General features: G+C 41.2%; 17 protein-coding genes and 1 pseudogene. 2 read left to right on the top strand and 16 right to left on the bottom strand.

Features of this window, described 5'->3' with window-relative positions; genetic code table 11:
- Window positions 1-1,515 precede the first annotated feature (1,515 nt).
- From ACFIK6_RS03430 to ACFIK6_RS03370, 13 genes and pseudogenes are all read right to left on the bottom strand, one after another.
- Window positions 1,516-2,521: pseudogene (locus ACFIK6_RS03430) on the bottom strand (phage tail protein).
- Window positions 2,518-3,657 carry a tail fiber domain-containing protein gene (locus ACFIK6_RS03425; RefSeq protein WP_375641786.1) on the bottom strand — a complete coding sequence of 380 codons (1,140 nt, stop codon included), beginning with the start codon at window positions 3,655-3,657 and terminating at the stop codon, window positions 2,518-2,520. Before ACFIK6_RS03425 ends, ACFIK6_RS03430 begins: the two are co-directional and overlap by 4 nt.
- The gene (locus ACFIK6_RS03420; protein WP_375641785.1) at window positions 3,654-4,136 is read right to left on the bottom strand and encodes a hypothetical protein; all 483 of its coding nucleotides are present in this window, start codon (window positions 4,134-4,136) and stop codon (window positions 3,654-3,656) included. Before ACFIK6_RS03420 ends, ACFIK6_RS03425 begins: the two co-directional genes overlap by 4 nt.
- A 303-nt stretch (window positions 4,137-4,439) precedes the next feature.
- Window positions 4,440-5,903 carry a hypothetical protein gene (locus tag ACFIK6_RS03415; RefSeq protein ID WP_375641784.1) on the bottom strand — a complete coding sequence of 488 codons (1,464 nt, stop codon included), beginning with the start codon at window positions 5,901-5,903 and terminating at the stop codon, window positions 4,440-4,442.
- Window positions 5,904-6,409: 506 nt separating this feature from the next.
- Complete coding sequence (locus ACFIK6_RS03410; protein WP_375641783.1) at window positions 6,410-7,102, bottom strand: hypothetical protein; 693 nt, start codon at window positions 7,100-7,102, stop codon at window positions 6,410-6,412.
- Between the two features lie 83 nt (window positions 7,103-7,185).
- Window positions 7,186-8,304 (bottom strand): N4-gp56 family major capsid protein, encoded by a 1,119-nt coding sequence (locus ACFIK6_RS03405; protein WP_375641782.1) that lies wholly within the window; start codon window positions 8,302-8,304, stop codon window positions 7,186-7,188.
- 101 nt (window positions 8,305-8,405) lie between these two features.
- Entirely contained in the window at window positions 8,406-8,825 is a 420-nt protein-coding gene (locus tag ACFIK6_RS03400; RefSeq protein ID WP_375677373.1) for a hypothetical protein, read from the bottom strand.
- A gap of 60 nt (window positions 8,826-8,885) precedes the next feature.
- Window positions 8,886-9,659 (bottom strand): hypothetical protein, encoded by a 774-nt coding sequence (locus ACFIK6_RS03395; protein ID WP_375677372.1) that lies wholly within the window; start codon window positions 9,657-9,659, stop codon window positions 8,886-8,888.
- 350 nt (window positions 9,660-10,009) lie between these two features.
- The gene (locus ACFIK6_RS03390; protein ID WP_375641780.1) at window positions 10,010-11,869 is read right to left on the bottom strand and encodes a portal protein; all 1,860 of its coding nucleotides are present in this window, start codon (window positions 11,867-11,869) and stop codon (window positions 10,010-10,012) included.
- Window positions 11,854-13,215 carry a PBSX family phage terminase large subunit gene (locus tag ACFIK6_RS03385; RefSeq protein WP_375641779.1) on the bottom strand — a complete coding sequence of 454 codons (1,362 nt, stop codon included), beginning with the start codon at window positions 13,213-13,215 and terminating at the stop codon, window positions 11,854-11,856. The genes ACFIK6_RS03390 and ACFIK6_RS03385 overlap by 16 nt, the downstream gene beginning before the upstream one ends.
- A 602-nt stretch (window positions 13,216-13,817) precedes the next feature.
- Window positions 13,818-14,009 carry a hypothetical protein gene (locus ACFIK6_RS03380; RefSeq protein ID WP_375677371.1) on the bottom strand — a complete coding sequence of 64 codons (192 nt, stop codon included), beginning with the start codon at window positions 14,007-14,009 and terminating at the stop codon, window positions 13,818-13,820.
- Window positions 14,010-14,154: 145 nt separating this feature from the next.
- Entirely contained in the window at window positions 14,155-14,328 is a 174-nt protein-coding gene (locus tag ACFIK6_RS03375; protein ID WP_375677370.1) for a hypothetical protein, read from the bottom strand.
- A gap of 145 nt (window positions 14,329-14,473) precedes the next feature.
- A complete protein-coding gene (locus tag ACFIK6_RS03370; protein ID WP_375641777.1) occupies window positions 14,474-14,797 on the bottom strand; it encodes a hypothetical protein in 324 nt (107 codons plus the stop codon).
- Window positions 14,798-15,606: 809 nt separating this feature from the next.
- Between ACFIK6_RS03370 and ACFIK6_RS03365 the strand changes: the two genes are divergently transcribed.
- Entirely contained in the window at window positions 15,607-15,960 is a 354-nt protein-coding gene (locus ACFIK6_RS03365; protein WP_375641776.1) for a helix-turn-helix domain-containing protein, read from the top strand.
- Between the two features lie 1,306 nt (window positions 15,961-17,266).
- A complete protein-coding gene (locus tag ACFIK6_RS03360; protein ID WP_375641775.1) occupies window positions 17,267-17,638 on the top strand; it encodes a helix-turn-helix domain-containing protein in 372 nt (123 codons plus the stop codon).
- Window positions 17,639-18,235: 597 nt separating this feature from the next.
- Here the strand turns inward: ACFIK6_RS03360 and ACFIK6_RS03355 are convergent.
- The 3 genes from ACFIK6_RS03355 to ACFIK6_RS03345 all read right to left on the bottom strand — a co-directional run bounded on the left by ACFIK6_RS03355 (window position 18,236) and on the right by ACFIK6_RS03345 (window position 20,850).
- A complete protein-coding gene (locus tag ACFIK6_RS03355; RefSeq protein ID WP_375677369.1) occupies window positions 18,236-18,460 on the bottom strand; it encodes a hypothetical protein in 225 nt (74 codons plus the stop codon).
- 1,567 nt (window positions 18,461-20,027) lie between these two features.
- On the bottom strand, window positions 20,028-20,423 hold the full coding sequence (locus ACFIK6_RS03350; protein ID WP_375641774.1) for a hypothetical protein: 396 nt from the start codon (window positions 20,421-20,423) through the stop codon (window positions 20,028-20,030).
- A gap of 283 nt (window positions 20,424-20,706) precedes the next feature.
- Window positions 20,707-20,850 (bottom strand): hypothetical protein, encoded by a 144-nt coding sequence (locus tag ACFIK6_RS03345; RefSeq protein ID WP_375641773.1) that lies wholly within the window; start codon window positions 20,848-20,850, stop codon window positions 20,707-20,709.
- Window positions 20,851-21,460 lie beyond the last annotated feature (610 nt).

Below are 21,460 nucleotides of genomic sequence, written 5' to 3'. Positions count from 1 at the left end.
TCAGACAACCTCAGACAACCTCAGACAACCTCAGACAACCTCAGACAACCTCAGACAACCTCAGACAACCTCAGACAACCTCAGACAACCTCAGACAACCTCAGACAACCTCAGACAACCTCAGACAACCTCAGACAACCTCAGACAACCTCAGACAACCTCAGACAACCTCAGACAACCTCAGACAACCTCAGACAACCTCAGACAACCTCAGACAACCTCAGACAACCTCAGACAACCTCAGACAACTATGTGAAAGGCTTTTGAAAAAATTTCTTCATCGAAAATTTTTACAAGGTATTTTTTAGATTATATTCTGTTTTCCACCTGAAATGATAATTTTATCACCTGAAACCAAGAAAAATGCATGATCACCTTGATGCTTTGTTGGCTTTCCCCAAAAGGACAAAGCCACCCCCACCGGTCTTTAAATAATGCCAATCGATAAACAACAGTCTGTCAATAATCTGGCTTCTTATCTAACGGATTTGACTCAGCTTCCCCTTCAAATGCATCCTTTCAAAGGCATCCCCTGTCTAGAGTTACTCTACAAAAACGCTTCTTTAAGAATACGCACAGACGAAAAACATCCCAATCCATAAAGTTTTAACCGCACCTCAAACAATAGTATTTTACGACACAACAGGATAAACTATTGTCTTACAGATTTTCTCGTATCACTCTCATTCTGTTTCAAGAAGTTGCCTGATAAGCACAAAATGCCATCTAAGAGAGTTCAATGCCTCACCATGTAACGCATCGCCAATCTGCTCTAGCCAACAAAGCGCCCACTTTGAAAGAATAAATGCTTTTTACATACACTCCCAAAAGAAGGAGAGAACCATTTTGCCTTTTCTCACTTTAAATAGACATATCCGTTGACCTCTTCCCACCACCTCAAAGGACGAAGATTTAGTCCCACATCGGGTTGCAAACAATTCAACTACTCTGAAGGGATTCCGTCTGCTAATCATTTATATGATTCATTGGCATAAGGTTTAACCAAGCAAGACTTCCGCTGAATAGATGTCTCTTCAATACTTAAATGGATCAAGTATTGTATATCTTATTTTTCCTTATATCACCAGCTTCAATAATAGTGTTTTAATGACGGTGTTTTACGGCATAACATAATAGGATAAATTTTACCCATGGGCTTTTTGTCATCGTACAGCAGCGCTTTAAACCCGACGCTTTAATAATGTATCACGATACCACAAGAGAGAAGCATTTTGGATAAAGTCTTTATTCCTCAGCAAAAACTCTATGAATTAAAGAAAGTTTTTTTGTTCTCTTTTACCCCTACCTTCAATAATCACTGTCTTGATCCTCTAAAGAACAATAGGCAAACTGACCTTTACACATCCAACAAAGGCAGCACAAAAAATAAAATAATAAAGAGAATTGAGTTTTTTTCTAAAGCGCCTCAAAACTTTCTGCACAATATATTCAATAAGACTTTTTTTCATAACAAACATTTTGCAAGCATTTTTATCTTTCTCAAAGCTTTCATTCTCAGGCTTTGACAGCATAAACCACCGCCATATTGACGGGGCGTGTTTCATCCCCCCCCTGTTTTTTGCAACAAGACCTTATGTTCATGCTCTCCCGCAGGACCTGTCAAACAACCTATCCGAGACACCATAGCTACCTCCTCTTTATAAGTCCCGCTATTGTACCTTAGAATCTTGTTTTCAACCTTTGGATAACTATGCTGGTGGTTACCTGTTGAATCTGTTTTTCCCTCATGGGTATGGGATTGAAAAGACTCTTCTTGTCGGCTTCCCAAGAGACGTCCTTTATCAATTTCTTTTCCACTATCGAGCCCCCGTAAAAACATTCCACGCAAATCGGGAACATTGAATGTTGTTCTCCCGTCTCCTTTTCCCCATGTTTCTCCCAGAACAGCAAAGAGATTGGCATAGCTCCTTCGCGAATATTCTTTACCATCACACAGTAACCATCCAGAGGGTATTTTTTCTGTAGCAAAAGTCCCGATAAATCCAGAAGAAAACGTTTCCGGTAAAGGAGGAAAGGGCGGAATTTCAGGAAGTTTTACAGTAGGATTAGTTAAAAACCAGCCATCAGCATTTTTCCCGGCAATATCACGCGTATAGACGATCTCATAAAGCCCCCCTTTTTGAATTTCTCCGCCCTTTAAAGGCATAATACCCTCTGGCGTTGCCATATAAGTTGGTCGTGGAAGTAATTGATTTAAAGAAACATTTGTTATTCCTCTGTTGGCGCCTTGTGCTTTGAAGCGCACAACAATGCCATCCATGTAAGTCTCAAAAAAAGACTTTGTCGCCAAACGAAGTGATGTCCTCTCGTTCTTCACATCAACAGTAAACTGTGTTTCAATCCCGCCCCCATTATCCAACAAATATTCTTTGATGCGTTGCATCATAGCGCGAGCACTATCATTAACTGTGCTTGGCGGTTGCCCTTCTGCCCAGTTTATACGCTCGTCGGCATAAGCATTTTCTGATGCGATAATTGACCAATCATAAATCGAGCTCATAGAAGATACTCTTTTTTCAAAAAGGGAAAACGAGCAAAAAATGAAGAAAAGAAAGCCGCAATTTTATTTTTAGATGCCGGTATTTTCTCCTCTTTCATTTTCTCCATTTTCAGTCCTATTTTGTCATAATCAACATGCAATAATTTTGTTTTTGCATTGACATAAACTGCTTCCGGCTTCACACGCAACACGTCTTGCGCCATAACGCCCTGATAACGTTGTGGATTTCCTTTATAATTAAAGGTATAAAGTGGATATCCCTTTTTCTGCCCCACAGAGATAATATTTTCTTTTGCCCTCACATCACAAAGCCCTAAAATTCCTCCGACCAATCCAAGCACTTGCTGCGCATCACGCAATGGATCTTTTGTCACAGAAGGCATTGTCGTGGATTTTCCGGAAGTCGTTCCGTAATTTCCAGCAGCCTGAGTCCCAACCTGTAACAAGCTTTGCAATCGGTTCCAATCTTGATTATCTTTTTCTGACCATTTTTGGCGTTCAGCATCTAAGATATTTTGACGGTTTATATCTTGAATCATGCCCCCTTTCAAAGCATTGCTTTGCACATTACTCTGCCCTTGATAATAGCTATTTGCCGCATTAACCTGATCATTCTGAGAGCGATCAATCATCTGGTTTGCATTCATCATATTATTAATATCTTGATTATATTGCTGTGCTGCAGCATTTGTTGCCAAGGCGCCTAGCTCATCGGCCAGCACACCGGTATGAGCCCCAGAGCCATAACGTCCTGCTCCAGACATTGATTGATTAATTGCATCGGAAGTTTTATTCAGAGCATTTTGCAATGCAGTATTAAATTTACTATTGCTTCCAATCCAGCTTCCCTTAGCCATACCGGAAAGATTTGTAGCGCTGTTAGTTGGTGCATTCAACCATTGCGTTACCATTGGATTGTTATAGAGCCCTGCTGCTTGTTGTAAACCGGTCAGCGCATTTTTTGTCATATTGCTAAGACCAGCGACTCTGTCTCCCTGATAAACGTTTCCGCCAATCCCTTTATTATAAAGTCCAAGTGCATCAGCACTGGCTTGTTTTAAAATATCAGCCGCCCAAGCAGGTGGAGCATTTGTTTGTGTTGTTGTCTGCACTTGAGGTGTGGTTTTTCTACTCATGACTTGAGAACCTTTCTATATTGAATAAGATTACGAGAATATCCGTGATGAGCGAGCTTTTTCGCCCATCCAGTTCTTCCAAACATGTGCATTTCTTCAGCATTAATTGTTCGCGCCCATTTTTCGACTTCATCAATCAATTTGACCAATTTCAGCCCTCCCTCTCCAGCAAGATCTGAGAGAACGACGCATTTTTTCCCCGTATGGGCACTTTCAACTTTGGTTATTGCAAAAGCACTAAATTGGATTTTATTTTTTAAGACCAGCCACAATTGTGCTTGTCCTGTAGCGATTTCTTCAGCAACTTTTTCCAGACAAACATCATCTGGAAAGCGCTGAGCATATTTTTGAAACGCAGCATTGAGAGCCTCTTGATAGGGCGCTATTTTTTCCCATGGCCATTGCTCTGTCAAATGAGCAGAATATAAATCTTGACTCTCTTGCATCATAATTTTGGCTCTTTTAGCTTTATCACTCATCTCCCCTTAAATAACATCCCCCTACGCATTCCACACATTCCATGCTCCCCGCACAATAAAAGAAAAAAAGCCCCATCATCCCTTTGTCACAACAAAGAGGAAACTTTCTTCTTTATAAAAATAAACCCTTTCCTCTTTATAAAAATAAACCATGGTGCAGCCTATTTTTCCTTTATCGCAGAAAAGCATGAAACATAACGTACCACCTTGTTCCTTTGTTTATAAAGGCTTGGGGACTATGGGGCATTTGTTCTTTAATAATAGGGGCTTAGGTCTATCGCATGGTATTACAAAAGGGCATGCCTATCGCATGCCGGCCCGCGTCAATTCCACATCAAATCCGGTGACATGAGTCCAATTCACGCCTTCAGGAATGCGCAATTTAAAGCGATAAAACCGTGCCCTTGCGCGACAATGAATTTGTCCCGTATTATAAGAGGGCTGTTTTTCTGGCAACCAAACAGTTTCCTCTTCAAGAGATTGTCGAAAGCGCATTCCCACAGACAAATAAAACTTTCCACTATTGACTTGAGGCATAATATTTTTCACCCGTGTTATCATGCCATTTGTCTGCCCCATTTCTTGTGATGTCACGACACAAGCCATAGGGCATCCAGAAAACGAACCCAGTCTGCCCTGTTGATCAAATGCCCCCAGAATAGGCGATTCATTTTTCCAAACTTTACTATCAAGAGAAAAGGACAAATCATCAATATTCTCAGTCACAAAATCAAGACCTTCTAGGGTTGTTCCGGCTAAGAAAATAGGCAATATCATTTTGATATCCACGAGAGCTTTTGTCCATTTTTGCAATCCCCAATCATAAATGAGCAAGATACGTTTATGAAGGTTCTCATCAGAATCAACCATCCAATAAACACGATTATACACCCCATCAATAGCCGCAGACATGGTATACAGATTATCCTGCCTTGATTTTGCGGTCATCGTTCGATCAACTTTTTCGAACCCAATGGGTATAATCTGTCCCTCATTTGTTATTTGATAAAAACCGCCTTCATCGGCAAAGAATGCTAAGTCGCCGCGACAAACAATAGATTCAGCATTTTTGGCACCTCGTTTATCGTGAATTTTTTGGAAACTAAAAATAATCTTGGAGCCAGGGATAAAAGAACCAGCATAGATTGCAGAACGCATAAAAATAATTGGATTTGTTGTCTCGGTTGCCCCTTGAACGAATCCGCCATCAGGAAAATCTTGATAATCACAACTTTTTTTCCCAACAGTCCAAAATTCAGCATCATTTAATCCAGACCAATGAACCCGTCTTGGATACTCGGTTAATTTCATCAAACAAACGAAATCTCCCCAGATTCGAACAATCCCTGCTTGTGGTGGATTTCCCCCTAAATTTCTAAATCTTTTATCATGATTAATATCAATCACTTGTGGTTTATCATTGGCATTCACCGCAATGATAAAATCACCAAACAAAGCAAAAGACCACGGAGCATCGATATTAGCCAGATAAGATTTTCCTTTTTGGCTAATATCTTTCCAGTTCATTGTTGTATTATCAAGCAAGAAGATTTTTTCTCTTGTCCCAACAATAATGGAAACCCCATTTTTTGTTTTAACCGCAAGAGCGCCTAAAATTGGCTCCGGACAAGGCTCTGATAAAGGTTCAAAACTTGGCATAGGGATATAGGAGCCATCAGCCGGTAGCACATTAACAAGTTCATCGGTAAAAATTCCATTGATATCCGCCACATCGGGTCGATAATCAGCGATTGGGAAAAAAGCCATCAAGACCCCCATAAAATTCTTGAAGAGCCCAGTGCCATTCAAAACACCAAGGCTTATTGATAAAAAACCACAAAAGCCCTTAAAACTCTAAAGGCATAAAATTCAACAAAAAACACAACTTTAAGTTGACTAACACATCGAAAAAAACGATCCCACAAATAATCGCCACCCCAACGCTATCCACCAAAGCCAAACCAAATTCAACTGCCCGCGCGCGCCCCCCAAATGACTGGGAAAAGAGCCTTAAAACTCTCCATAAAATCTTTGACGAGCCTCGTACCATTCAAAACACCAAAGCTTATTGATAAAAAACCACAAAAGCCCTTAAAACTCTAAAGGCATAAAATTCAACAAAAACACAACTTTAAGTTGACTAACACATCGAAAAAACGATACCACAAATAATCGCCACCCCAACGCCATTCACCAGCCCTTCACCATCAACGCCCAACGCGCATCCAGCCATAAGGGACAAACCAGCCATAAACGATTTGGAAAAAAGCCTTTTAAAAACGCATTGGACGAATCTTTGAAGAACCTTTTCGGCGCGATGTTTCAATCCGCAAAGCTTGAAGCTGTTCTTGAAAATCTCTGAAAGAAACGGCGGCATATTCAGGATCTTTAAGAATATTTTTATAAAGTTCATATTTTGCCCGTGCTTTAATAAGATCAAAAGCATAAATCAACCAAGGATTATCATCCTCTTTCAGCTGTTCATCGGCAAAATGAACAGGAGCATAAGAAAGCTGTACAGTTTCCACATGTTCTGGTGTTGGAAAGAGTCCTATTTTTTGATCAAGGCACGTATAAAAGAATGGCGTTCCTAGCGCAGGATTCATACCATATTGTTGGTGCAACACTTCCAAGGGCTTAAAGAACAGCTTTGTTGGTGTTGCATTCTTTGTTGCTAAAAAGACGCCCTCCAAACTCTTTTCTGATTCAATAAAAACCCCCTCTTCTTGCCCATACCATGTTTTACCACTTTGTGTTTTAAACGTCCTTTCTCTTTTTTCATTAAAGAAAAAGGGTTCGCGTTCACACAAACGCAAAGCCGTAAAAATTGAATCTTGAATTTGCAGGGAATATTCCGCTGTTGTATCATCAATTTCATCTTGAATAAGCGCGACCATATAAGCAAAAGTTTTAGAATGGTCTGACTGTGTAAGGTTTAGATTTTGGGGATCAGTGGAAGTGGTCATAAGCCTGTCCTTGTTTCTGGAAGCATTTTAAATTTTTCCCCCAACAGATCCCTCTTGTTGGGGGAAGTGAGCAAACATTCGCTTTAAGCGGGTGCTCCATAAGTTGGGATGACGATAGTGCCAAAATCCTGAGCCCCTTGCGTACTTCCTGGCAAGGTAAAGCAAGTTTTTTTCATACCAATAATGGTTTTTGCCGCGACCCCGAATTCTCTTTCATAGTCGAAGAGTTCTTCCACCAATTTATAGCGTGTTGCTCCTCGATCTTTACCAAAAGCAATCACAGCACTCTGCGCACCAAGAAGAACAGCACGACGCACATTTGGTACAGCTTTATTTGTCGTCCCAGATTCGACCCCTTCGGTAATATGTTCAGCTTCGCGCAAAACCACACCATTATACATACCCAAAGATCCATCATAGAGCGGATTTTTGATACGGCTTCCACTATAGATTGCCTTGGTAATGTCGAGCCATTGCCCCGCATCTGTGTTGGTTCGCAATTGCGTCACTTGGGTTGGATGTAGGTAAAGCACATAGACATTTTCCCCATCAATCCGCACGGGTCTAATTTTTGGATTTGCCAATTTAGCCCGTTCAACAGCTTTATCAATGAGCTTAAGATCAAAAACATCGTTTGATTTTAAATCTTCATCTTTTGTTTTTCCATTAGGGCGCACGACACGTTTATCGGTTGGTGCCGTTGGCGCATTAAAACCATAATGAACAGGTTTAAGATTAATCGTACGTCCCTCAAAGTTAATAGCTTTAGCGGTATATCCACACACTTGAATGAAGAACATCATACTCAAACGATCTGCATACCAATCAACCAAGCCATTTTTTGCCTCGGTGCGCAAATCATGGAGAATCCGTTGTTGATCAATCGTTCCCTCATTTTTGACACGCACAGCATGAACGAGTTCATTAATTGCCAAGCGATCATTGAGAAACTGTAAAGCTTCTTCATTGCCTTCCAATGTCTGCCCTTCACTCACCCCATCGCCTAGCAACTGCACACGCAAATTAAAGCTAATAGCATCCCCACTTGCTTTCGTGGTTTCATCTTTTAATTGTACGATACTGTTTGAATCATTTCCAATCAGCGGTGCAATCGGAAGTGCTTTTGAGACTTCTTGGTTTAGTAATTTAGACCATGTGCGCACTGCCATTGGGTCATTAAGTCCGATATAAGTTACAGTCATTTTGTCCTCTAAAAGTTTTATTGACATAAAAAACCCGGCAAAGCGCCGGTTGTTAAAACACCACATTTCATTTCAAATGGTGAATAGGTTGTTCGTGAGTTTTATCTAATTTCTGTTAGCGTCTGCCTCCCCCTTATAAGAGCTCTCCTCTTCACGTTCCCACAAAGAACACGCCCCCGCACGCCATGCGCCAAAAGCCTCTTAACGTTCCCACAAAGAACACGCCCCCGCACGCCATGTGCTAAAAGCCTCTCCACGTTCCCACAAAGAACACGCCCCCGCACGCCATGCGCTAAAAGCCTCTCCACGTTCCCACAAAGAACACGCCCCCGCACGCCATGCGCTAAAAGCCTCTCCACGTTCCCGCAAAAAGCACGCCCCCGCACGCCATGCGCCAAAAGCCTCTTAACGTTCCCACAAAGAACACCCCCCCGCACGCCATGTGCTAAAAGCCTCTTAACGTTCCTACAAAAACACTCCCCCGCACGCCATGTGCCAAAAGCCTCTCCACGTTCCCACAAAGAACACGCCTCCGCACGCCATGTGCCAAAAGCCTCTTAACGCCCTCACATTCTTGTTTTTTAAAATTCTTTTCCCCCCATTAAGCGATTAAAAGCAGCTTTATTTTTAGGATCAGAAACCCAAGCACTAAACTCTGCTTCTGACATTTTATCAAGCATATCCAAAGAAATCGGCCCATTTGGCATCAAGCCGTTATAAGCAGCAAGTGTACGTGCAGAATTGTGTCTTTCCTGTAAATTTTCATCCATGTTATTGGGAACATTTGTGTAGCCAATTTTTTGTGCAATAGAGTAAATCACTTCAGCCGGATTTTGATTTTTTTGCGCACAATCGCGCAAGATCTGTTTCAACTCATCACCAATCAACGCATCAATATTTTTGGGATCGGCCATCTCAGGATAGAGCGAAGCGCAAGCTGCCAACTGTTTAGCCCGCGTTTCATAAATAAAATCAGCCGCTTGATCAAAATCATCATGTTTTTGTTTAACACTTGCAACAGACTGCTGAAAAAACGCATACAACTGTTCTGCTTCGCGAGCCAGAGAAGGTTGTTGTTTTTCATTAACAAGTCCTTGTTTTTGGAGTGTTTTTCCCAACCATTGCATATAGCCCATAAAGTCTTTTTGCGGATCTGGTGGAGCATCTTCTCCCCCTTGAACTTCTTTTCCAGCCTTTTGCGAAGAGTCCTGTTGTTGATGCATTTGCCCTTGGAAATTATCTTCAAGAGCTTTTTCTTCTCTTCCAATTTCACCGTCTTCTCCCTCTTGTGTTGAGAGTAGATAATCCTGTTTCAATTGGTTTTGTTCTGCCGGCGTTAAGTGTTCTTGATCCATGACATTAGCCTTCTCTTTTTTCAAACAATAAAATTAAATTTTTCAGATAAAACAGCCCCATAAGCATTTATCCCCTCAATGCTTACCCATTATCACTTGAGCTCTAGCAATGCCCCCACATGGGCTCCCCACCATGACAGCAAAACACCTCCCACATATCCCCACCGTGACAAAAAGACTCTATTAAAGATGTTTCCCAACACCAACACTACGGCTCAACACAACAGCTCTTCTGAGATAAAGAGAGGCAACATTGCACGACATAAAAAACATGGGTAACTATGGAAATTGTTCAGATAAGCAACTTCTGATAGATGAAATTCATCCAAGAGAGCACATGATAAAGAACCCTATTGTTGAGCCTTTACTGTCTGCAACATCTGCATTATCTGCTCTGTTCCCACATTCCCCCCCGTCTGCGCTGAGGCATTTTGCTCTTCTTGAAAAGAATTTTGCGCCTTTATCGCAATTTTATGAATAAGTGAGGCTGGTAAAGGCGAATAGCGTAAAAGATCAAGCATAATCTCAGGCGTTGCAAAATTTTGCATCAAAGGAAGCAATTGCATGATCAGAGCAAAAGTACGCTCTTTTTCATTAAGACTTGTTGGCGCATCATCCACGACAATATCATATTCCAAACTTGTCACCATTTCGCGTGTCAGCGGCACATACTGGGCATTTTCATCCCCAGCAATACGGACCAACCGCCCATCGGACAGATAATTTTGAATAAGATAGAGAATAATTTTTCCCTGTCGTTGCCGATATCGACGCAACCCATCAAAAAAGGAAGCCAAAAGATTAAGTGACGATTGTCGCCGTTGTTGTTCAAGAACACCGGGCTGATTGACAGCTCGCGTCCCAATAAATTCAGAAGACAATCCCGTCACCTGTTCGAGTGCGCTCTTTGCTTCATTAAACAATTGGAAAAACCCTTGCGGAAATTGTGCCATGGGTTTAGGCTGGATTCTTCCCCCAGACACCGCCCCACTTTTCAACCAAGTAATACTATCAGCTCTAGCCCAACTCTCGACAGCTTGTCGATCATCATCAAAAGCATCGCGCTCTGCCATAATTCCGCCTTTGGATTGGCTATTGAGCAAATGCATCACTTGACTAAAATATTTGTTTGCCCACCGTTGGGGATCTTTTGTAGGGCGCACAATTCCATAAAATTGCCGGCTTAACTTATCAAAAGTACCGGTAATACACTCCCATCCCAATTGATTGTTTGGGACCAAGGGCTTATCAGGCGCATCAAGCAGCTTTCTGCCCAAAAATGCCCGTTTAACAATTTTTCTATTCAACCTTGTTGCTTGAACATGAGGAAAGGTTTTGCTTAAATTTTGGAAATCTTGCTCTGAATAATCGATAAACTTTCCACTTTGAGGCTCGAGAACTTTATAAACCACCTCGCGTTCAAACCAGCGACATTCTACCAATGTCACCATTTTAGGACGTTGATAGGTTCCCCCCTCTTCTCCTTGATACCCCCTCTCAGTCTGATAACTTTGTGTCATCCCATTGCTGGTTGAATGTAAAAAACTCTGATGTTTAACCCAATCAGCATTAAGATCACTCCAATGAACATTGGGAAACATTTCTTCAGCCACAGCAAGAGGTTTTTCATCAATATACCACAGGCGTTGTGCATCAATGAGATTAGGCTTGACAGCACTCGCATCCCACACCATTTTCATCGGGTCTAAACGTGCAATGATTGGTTTTCCCTGCGGATCTTCTTCATAATCAAGGCGTGTATCTGTCCACCCCATTCCGCAAATAATTGCATCTTGAAAGGCATCGGAATCTTCGTATTCCCCATCGGCTTCATCACGAAACCACTCAGCCGCCCCTGTCAGAATCTGGTTTGCAAAGGCTGCTCCTTCTTGTCGTGGAATAAATTGCACTTGTCTTTTATTATTGCGCTCAGCCCCAATCACGGCATTAATTAAAGGCGCAATACGGTTAAAAGTCATGACCGGTCTATTTTGTTCGTGCAAGACGGCCAAGTCTTGCTCATTCCATTGCCGTCCATTATAAAAATCGAAATCTTCTTGGGCATTTTTTCGCCATTTTTCGACATGGGCAATATCATCCTGATACCACCCCACGAGTTTTTTAAAGAGTGCTTGATTTTCAAGCGTTTCGATTTGATCAAAAGAAGAAAAAGAAGAATCTGTAGAAATATTCATTAAAAAGCCATCCATGACGTTTGAGAATGGTGAAACGAGCGATAGGTATTTTTTCGCGCTCTAGCATTTGGTTGTTCATAAGCCACACACATCAGTCCAAAGGCATCGGCCCCATGGCTAGCCCAATCATGTTCAGCCCCTAGTCCGATATTGCGCTGTTCGTCGCGCCTTTCATGATACCAAGCGAGTGCTTTTCTGCCTGCACATGTCGTTTCACGATTAAACCATAGTGCAGGAAACAACCGCCTTACGGCTTCGATACGCATTTTCACAGCGCCTGTTCCTTGATTAGGAATCACTTTAGTTTGAAAACCGGCTTGTTGAAGTGCACTTTCAAAACTCACATTATAGACACGATCTTTTGTTGCGCCATCATGGGGCAAAACCATGAGAGCCTTTTCATATCCCCTTTGAAAGACCCAGCCCACATGCTCTGAGAGAGGCTGTCCTTGGGCTTCATAATAATCGAGCACTCGGATTTCCCGTCCAATAAATTGCGCAACCCACAATGCGGTAGCATCAGCCTTTGCTCCTGTTCCCCCGATATCCCAAAAGATTCTCACCTGCATCAAAGGATCACGTGGAACGGTGGTAATCCGCCCTTCCATTTCGGCTTCGAGAAGACATTTCTGATAATAAGCCCCTTGGACAGCTTGGAGATATTCGCCTTCCCAAATATGGTTATATTGCTCTGGTCTTTGCTGCAAATCGTCCATTCGATCACGATTGAGTTTTTCCGGAAATTGCGGATTATCGCGCCAATTAATTTCTGCCCCTTTGATATGAGGATTATCGACATTTCGGAAACGTTTTTCCACGGGTGCATTTTCATGGCACGGGTTCCATGTGACCCATAATTCTGCATTCCAATCTTTTCCTTCTTCACGCAAAGTTGGAATAAGTGTTTGCCAAGCGGTTTCTGTCACCGGCTCTGCTTCATCGACCCAACAAAGGAAAACGCGCCCCATTGACTTAATACTTGCGATATTTCGATCAAGCCCAGCAAACACATAGACAATCCGTCCATCTTTTGATTTAATATATTTATCGCCGATTTCATAATAGTCTTGTAAAAAAGGATAAGATTCGATAGCGCGTTTAATTTCTTCCAAAGAACTTTCATTGAGAGAATTTTGAAATTGCCTTGCACAAAGAATAATCCCGCGCTCTCCAGCCATTCCATGGCGATAACCCACAACAGCCGACATCAAAGCAAAAGAACGTGTTTTTCCAGAACCCCGCCCTCCCCAAGCAGCTCGCACATCTGCTTTTCCAGTAAAAACAGGAATAAGCTTTGGAATAAGAGCCACTTGAGCCGTTTTCTGCTCTATTTTTTGAGAAATTTTCTGAACAATTTTCATTATAAATTTTCATACTTTAGCAATAATTGCGCTTCACCCTTTTGCTTATCCCAAATTTAATTCTTCCAGAACAATTAAAGGAAAAGAGCAATTGAACGAAAAACGCCCTTCTCAAAAGCAGCGCTTTACCTTCTCTTCATCCTAATACGCAATGAATTTCACTTTTTTGCATGAGCCCCCCCTTTGATCCCCTTTGACCACTTTGGACCCCGCATATACACGATATGCGCCCCCAAGGGTCCTTAAATCACAAGGGGCCCTACTCCCCCCCATCACCGCCCCTCAAAACACCGCGCCTGTCATCCCCCAACCACAAGCACGGCATCCCCTACCAAAACACATGCATCCCGCAAGCGCATAATACTTCTCTCAAGTTTCACGCCCTTCACCCATCAAAACACTGTCCCATATCCACCACACAAACACCCTGCACCAAATCCCCTCCAGCACAAGCCTTTACGCATCATTCACCCAAAGCCCCACACCTTCCAGTATCACGAGCACCTACAAAGCACGATAGCCTCTGCTTCAATCCCCTCAAGACAAGCAATCACCAAAGCAGCCCCCTTCCAAAACAGTTACCCCACATCATTCACCTCAGCCTAACATTTTTCAATATCACAAGCCTCCGTTGCCGAAGGATCACGCTTCTCCGCTTCACCATTTTTTGCATTCACTGGTACAATCTCAATACGCGAAACTGTTTTTGATATCTCCACACCTTCAATAACGAGAAAAGACCAAACCTTCACAAAAAATCCAAAACAGTAGATAACATCACGCCCTCTAAGCATCGTACCTCTAGGGTATCACCTCTTCAGCACACGGCCCCCTCTGTCATCGCCCATAAAAGCCGGCGTCCCCACACAGGAAGCCCAAATATCTCCCACCGAAATATTCCTGCCCTCCAGTAAATACCCAAACATCACAGCCCTCTCTTCAAGCCTCCGTTACCGAAAGATCATGCTTCTCCGGTTCACTATTTTTTGCATTCACTGGTACAATCTCAATACGCGAAACTGTTTTTGATATCTCCACACCTTCAATAACGAGAAAAGACCAAACCTTCACAAAAAATCCAAAACAGTAGATAACATCACGCCCTCTAAGCATCGTACCTCTAGGGTATCACCTCTTCAGCACACGGCCCCCTCTGTCATCGCCCATAAAAGCCGGCGTCCCCACACAGGAAGCCCAAATATCTCCCACCGAAATATTCCTGCCCTCCAGTAAATACCCAAACATCACAGCCCTCTCTTCAAGCCTCCGTTACCGAAAGATCATGCTTCTCCGGTTCACTATTTTTTGCATTCACTGGTACAATCTCAATACGCGAAACTGTTTTAACCTGCCCTTCTCCAGTCCCCTGAAGAGGCAACACTTTTGCAAGAAGCGAAAAAAACGGTACGGGATTATTCAAAGCATGATATTGAAGATAAGAAACCAGCCCATCTTCACCGTAGTGATAGCCAGCCTGTTCCGCCGCTATCAAAAGAGCTTCATTAAACCGCTTTGTTGTTTTATTCAAAGCCCCTTTTTTCCGCCCTCTTCGACGTAAGGGAAGACAATGTTCATCTACCATCATCATGTTCCTTCCAACTAAAGAGAAACCAAAACCTCAAACACAAAAAATGACATAAAAATCAACAACAAAATTTGACAAGCATTCAACAATTAAAAAATGGACACACCCTAAAAGGTAAAAAAACACCCACAAAGCACGAATTCTCTGCTCCATTTTTACGGATCTCCATTTTTACAGATCAACGTTTTTACGCTTTTACATAATTACAGAATGCAGCCAAACCAAATTTCCAAACCACCACCCCGCACTGCTCTGTAAACACTGTTCTGTAAACAAACTGATTTCTCGTCTATCAGATTCCCCTGCTGATTATTTCATATGGCTATCCCCCTCAAACGAGACAGTTTTATCAAACACGCCAGATAAGCTCTGATCTACAATTCGACTTCAAAAAGCAAATTTGCCTCTGCTGGATAAAGCTTCCACCCCGCACCGGTTTTAAACTATAATCCAACCTCTCACCCAGTAAATTCCCCTACTAACATCAGGTTACCGCCCCTCAAAACATCCCTATTTTGACAGTATAACAAACTAGCAAACATTTTAATTTTCTTGCCAATCCCTTGAAATTACCTTATGAATGAACTCTGTAAGTTTGGTCGTATACGCAACGATCAATAGGGAACTGAAAACCCGAAGACTTGACACATAAATTTATCCCGCTTTGCGGGTATCCCGGAATTCCGGGAGATTTTGCTATGTCCAGGTGTTTTCAACACTAAAAGCAAAAAGCTGATTTGAGTTCAGTGCTTTCAACCTCCCGGAATACTCATGCGAGGGCGCTCGCAACCGGAGGGGAGCTTGAAGTGCAAACTAAAAATCCACATTTTAACGACATTTCGATAGGCAAAAAAATTCGTCATAGACGCATTTCAATGGGGCTTTCTCAAAAGGAATTAGGAAGCCATTTAGGTGTCAGTTTTCAACAAATCCAAAAATATGAAAAAGGCTCCAATCGTGTAAGTGCAGGGTGTTTGCTAGAAATTGCTAAAAAACTAGCAGTTCCTATTACCTTTTTTTATGCCGATATTACTACAAAAGAAAATGCCTCTCACCATGATCAAGACACCTATAGCGAAAAAGAACATGCACTTTTAAAAAACTTTAGAGAGCTCCAGCCGAAAAAACAAAAAGCAGTCTTGTGGTTAATTTCTGATTAGACAAATTTCGGATTAAACAAAAGCGCACCCATCAACATCCCTCGCCAATATATCCAACACCCTTAAAATATAAGCTTCAGATCACGACACTTCAAAGAATGCAGTTTCATCAGACAAGACAGATAAGCCCTACCCTAAAATATTCCTTCACACACTTTTCTCCAGTCAACGCACTTAACACCCCTCTTCATCCCAGCTTTTCCCTGCTCCACTCACAAATGCATCTCTCCTAGTTCTCTGAACACATTCCATGCCATGATAAAATCATACACAAAGCCCAAAACCTCCGCTTTACTTTTACAGATCAACGTTTTTACGCTTTTACATCATTACAGAATAAAGCCAACGAAATATCCACCATCCCGCACCGCTCTGTAAACACTGTTCTGTAAACAAACTGATTTCTCGTCTATCAGATTCCCCTGCTGATTATTTTATATAGCTATCACAACACTTCAAAGAATAGTGTTTTATCAAACACGCCAGATAAGCTCTGATCTACAATTCGACTTCAAAAAGCAAATTTGCCTCTGCTGGATAAAGCTTCCACCCCGCACCGGTTTTAAACTATAATCCAACCTCTCACCCAGTAAATTCCCCTACTAACATCAGGTTACCGCCCCTCAAAACATCCCTATTTTGACAGTATAACAAACTAGCAAACATTTTAATTTTCTTGCCAATCCCTTGAAATTACCTTATGAATGAACTCTGTAAGTTTGGTCGTATACGCAACGATCAATAGGGAACTGAAAACCCGAAGACTTGACACATAAATTTATCCCGCTTTGCGGGTATCCCGGAATTCCGGGAGATTTTGCTATGTCCAGGTGTTTTCAACACTAAAAGCAAAAGGCTGACTGAGCTCAGTGCTTTCAAACTCCCGGAATACTCATGCGAGGGCGCTCGCCCCCAGCGGGGGGCTTGAAGTGCCAACTAAAAATCCACATTTTATTGACATTTCTGATTAAGCAAAAAACGAGATTTATAATCCATATTTTGCACTTTTTTAAAAAGTACCCAATCTTATAGTCTTTGATATTATTTTAATTGTTCTTGCCAATCCCTTGAAATTACTTTATCACTCAAAAGGTGCCTTGATCGTCCACGCAACGATCAATAGGGAGTTGAAGCCCGAAAACTCAAACGTTAATTTACCCCACTTTGTGGGTATCCCGGAGTTCCGGGAGTTTTTGCTATGTCCAAGTGCCATGAGCACTAAAAGCAAAAAGCTGATTTGAGTTCAGTGCTTTCAACCTCCCGGAATACTCATGCGAGGGCGCTCGCAACCGGAGGGGAGCTTGAAGTGCAAACTAAAAATTCACATTTTAACGACATTTTGATCGGTAAAAAAATTCGTCATAGACGCATTTCAATGGGGCTTTCTCAAAAGGAATTAGGAAACCATTTAGGTGTCAGTTTCCAACAAATCCAGAAATACGAAAAAGGTTTAAATCGTGTAAGCGCAGGGTGTTTGCTCGAAATTGCTAAAAAACTAGATGTTCCCGTAAACTTTTTTTATGCAGACCTTGCCACAAAAGAAGATCTTTCAACAAAAGAAACTCTCTTACACCATGATCAAGACACCACCAGCGAAAAAGAACACGCCCTGTTAAAAAACTTTAGAGAACTCCAGCCAAAAAAACAAAAAGCAGTCTTGTGGTTAATTTCAGATTAGACAAATTTCTGATTAAACAAAAGCGCACCCATCAACATCCCTCGCGACTATCCCCCTCTGCCTAAAGCCTTGCCCACCTGATACCCCCACATCCCCAAAAATGCTCCACGGCACCGGTTTACGGCATCATCGAATAACAAACTTCAAAAATAGGATAACAGACATCAAAACCTTGGGAAGACACTCCCCCACTCTCACAGAATTTTATCAAGAGATCCCATCTGATTTAAACGCACAATTCCGATTGTATCATTATGATACCTTTTTACATTTACCTTGTCAAGTTTTTATATTTTTCTTTTGATATTTTTGTGTTTTTCTTTAAGGGAATCACATCCCTCAAAACACCTCTCATAAAAAACACAATATCCAAAACAACAAGAGCTAAAATAGGAGTGCTCCTAATAAGATCACCCCTAAATAGGATTACTATTGTATTTCTCATTCACCCACTTATTAAAAAAACATCTCTCAATGCTTCTCACACCCATTTCACGGATATCCCCCATACAAATATAGACGCAAATATAATTGTTAAGTTCCGCATAGAATATAAAAGCTAACCACATTTTTTCTCTCTTCACACCTCTTTACACATCACCCCTTTACACATCCCCCTTGCAATCTGTTCACAGCTATTCCCAAATTCTCCTCTCCAGCCAACACACGAACAGCACTCTTCATTTCCCCTTCAATTTTTACACTCTTCACATCCCAGCTTTCTCTGCTCCATTCACGAAAACACTTCCCCCAATCCTTCTCACCTCTCCATACCAGACAAAAGCCCAACGTGACAAAAAACACGCACAATACACAAAGCACAAGTCCTCCGCTTCACTTTTACAGATCACCATTTTTACGCTTTTACATCTTTACAGAACAAAGCCAAACGAAAGATTCACCACTCCGCACCGCTCTGTAAACACTGGTCTTGCAACAATCTGATTTCTCGTCTATCAGATTTCCCTGCTGATTATTTCATATGGTTATCACGACACCTCAAACGAAACTGTTTCATCAGACAAGACAGATAAGCCCTGCCCTCAAATATTCCCCACACACTCTTCTCCAGTCAACGCGCTTAAACACCCCTCTTCATCCCAACTTTCTCCGCCCCATTCACGAAAACTCTTCCCCCAACCCTTCTCACCCCTCAACACCATGACAATATATTGATTTATAAGAAATAATTTAGTGTTATTGATACTGATTGAGAGTTCAAAACATCGTAAGATTCTCTTATTTCAAATCTCTTCCATGTTAAATCAATCAAAATCATTCGCTTGCACCTCAAAAGCGGGGGAGAGCCCGTATGGATAAAAAACGATTAAAGAAGGAATAAAAATGGCTCTTATGAATCGTCTCAAGTGCCAAGGGCTGTAGCCAACACCCACGAGTTAGCAAATATAATGATAGTACCGCTTGCTCTTTTATGAAGCATAAAGATAGGGGTGCTCAATGGATTTATCATTATACCATGACAAAAAACACGCACAATACACAAAGCACAAGTCCTCCGCTTCACTTTTACAGATCACCATTTTTACGCTTTTACATCTTTACAGAACAAAGCCAAACGAAAGATTCACCACTCCGCACCGCTCTGTAAACACTGGTCTTGCAACAATCTGATTTCTCGTCTATCAGATTTCCCTGCTGATTATTTCATATGGTTATCACGACACCTCAAACGAAACTGTTTCATCAGACAAGACAGATAAGCCCTGCCCTCAAATATTCCCCACACACTCTTCTCCAGTCAACGCGCTTAAACACCCCTCTTCATCCCAACTTTCTCCGCCCCATTCACGAAAACACTTCCCCCCAACTCCTTCTCACCTCTCCATACCAGACAAAAGCCCAACGTGACAAAAAACACGCACAATCCACAAAGCACAAATCCTCCACGTACTTGAACTTCCACTTCACTTTTACAGATTCACATTTTTACGCTTTTACATCTTCACAGAGCACAGCCAAACGAAACGCCCAAAATACCACGCGACAATTTGATAAAAAAAACACCTTTTCAACAATCTCAAACAACAGATTTTTATAAAGAGTCATATGAATTTGATTGCTCAGATCTGACTATTAAATTGACATACGGAGCCACAGAACAGAAAGTAATTTTCTATAAGACAGAAGCGATAAAAGCGCTATATAATTGATACAGAACATGAAGAATTGCAAACAGATAAAACGACATCTTTCTTCATTACAACACTGAAATTGTAAACGAGACGACGGATAATTGTCGGCTGAATATATAATTTTCACATCTGTAAGTTTTTATTGATTAATTCAATCCCAACATTTCCCCTGAAACACATTTCTTCATTATCTACTTCTTTGAGACAAACCAGCAAAGGGGTTTCATCTATTATTTTCATCTATTATAAGTACGGAAATAATAACGGGTTACTCCAACCTCATCATAAGAAACCATAGACAGGATACCTGTCTTTATTGGCATTATTTGATAAGTCAAGATTACACCATTTTGCTGTTTATTTGGTTGATCTGTATAGATCACGTTATATCCATTCCGTCGCAAGAGATCAATAAATACGGGAGTAAAGTTGTCTCCTGTTTTATTTTTTTTCACAATAAGTGTTGTTGTAGCGGACGGTAAAGGTTTTTTAAGATTATGAACAAAATCGTTAGCAATTAATTTTATATCATCTTGCGTAATATTTGGACTGACATAACTTGATGAATAATTACTCATAGATGCACAACCAGCCACCAATACAAAAGGTAACGGAAATAAATATTTTGACATCTTAACTCCCCTATTAATTGCATTCTCTCCTGAGAAGCTCCTACATCAAAAATAAGAGCATCTTTTCTCAATCAATAGCCTTAACAACATATTTCTTTACAATCAAGCGTTCGTTAATTACTTTCTCACTTGTAAAAAAAACGCCCCCTCTCTCATAGTACTCAAATCTTATACTTAACATAAAAAATATATATGTTAAAAGTACGAAAAAACACATGTAAAGAATGTAGTATACATATACTATATGTATACTTTCTTTCATGATTTTTGTATTACATCTTATTTAAGACAGATTTATCATTAAAGAAGTACGGACATTGGATAACTTTCCACGCAATAAAAATGATATTTTTATCCCCATAACATTGAAATCATAACTTGATCGAAGAGTAATTATTGTTTGAATATTTAATCCTTTACGAGCCATTTAGATCCCGCCTTCCTCCACTATCTACCAATTTGTACCGATATTGTTTCTTTTTGGGGTCGATATTTACGCTCATCATAAGTTGTTTTATGTATTTTTGAGACAATTGTGAAGCTCTACTCCAAAGCAACGAATGAAATTTTCCAAATACCACACGACAATTTGATAAAAACAAAACACTTCACAACTTAAATTCCACAGGCAAGCTTATCCCTACCCCTTTTCATTCTTTCTCCATCCCAAAGGGGTATCTACGCCTCACACATCATCCTTCATCCCTTTGCACCACCACCTCTTATACACACTCTTCTCTTATCCATGCGCACTCTCTCCATCCTCCATTTCTCCTTTTCTCTTCCGTCACACACTTAACAACTGCCCCCCTCTTCCTCTAAACTTTCCCTTCCATTCACAAAAACACTTCCCCCAACTCCTTCTCACCTCTCCATACAATGACAAAAGCCCAACGTGACAAAAAACACGCACAATACACAAAGCACAAATCCTCCGCTTTACTTTTACAGATTCACATTTTTACGCTTTTACGTCATTACAGAACAAAGCCAAACGAAAGGTTCACCACCCCGCACTGCTCTATAAACACTGGTCT

The sequence above is a fragment of the Bartonella sp. AS69XJJH genome (assembly GCF_042195585.1).
In the GTDB taxonomy this organism is placed as follows: Bacteria; Pseudomonadota; Alphaproteobacteria; order Rhizobiales; family Rhizobiaceae; genus Bartonella.
This window is presented reverse-complemented; position numbering and strand designations above follow the sequence as displayed.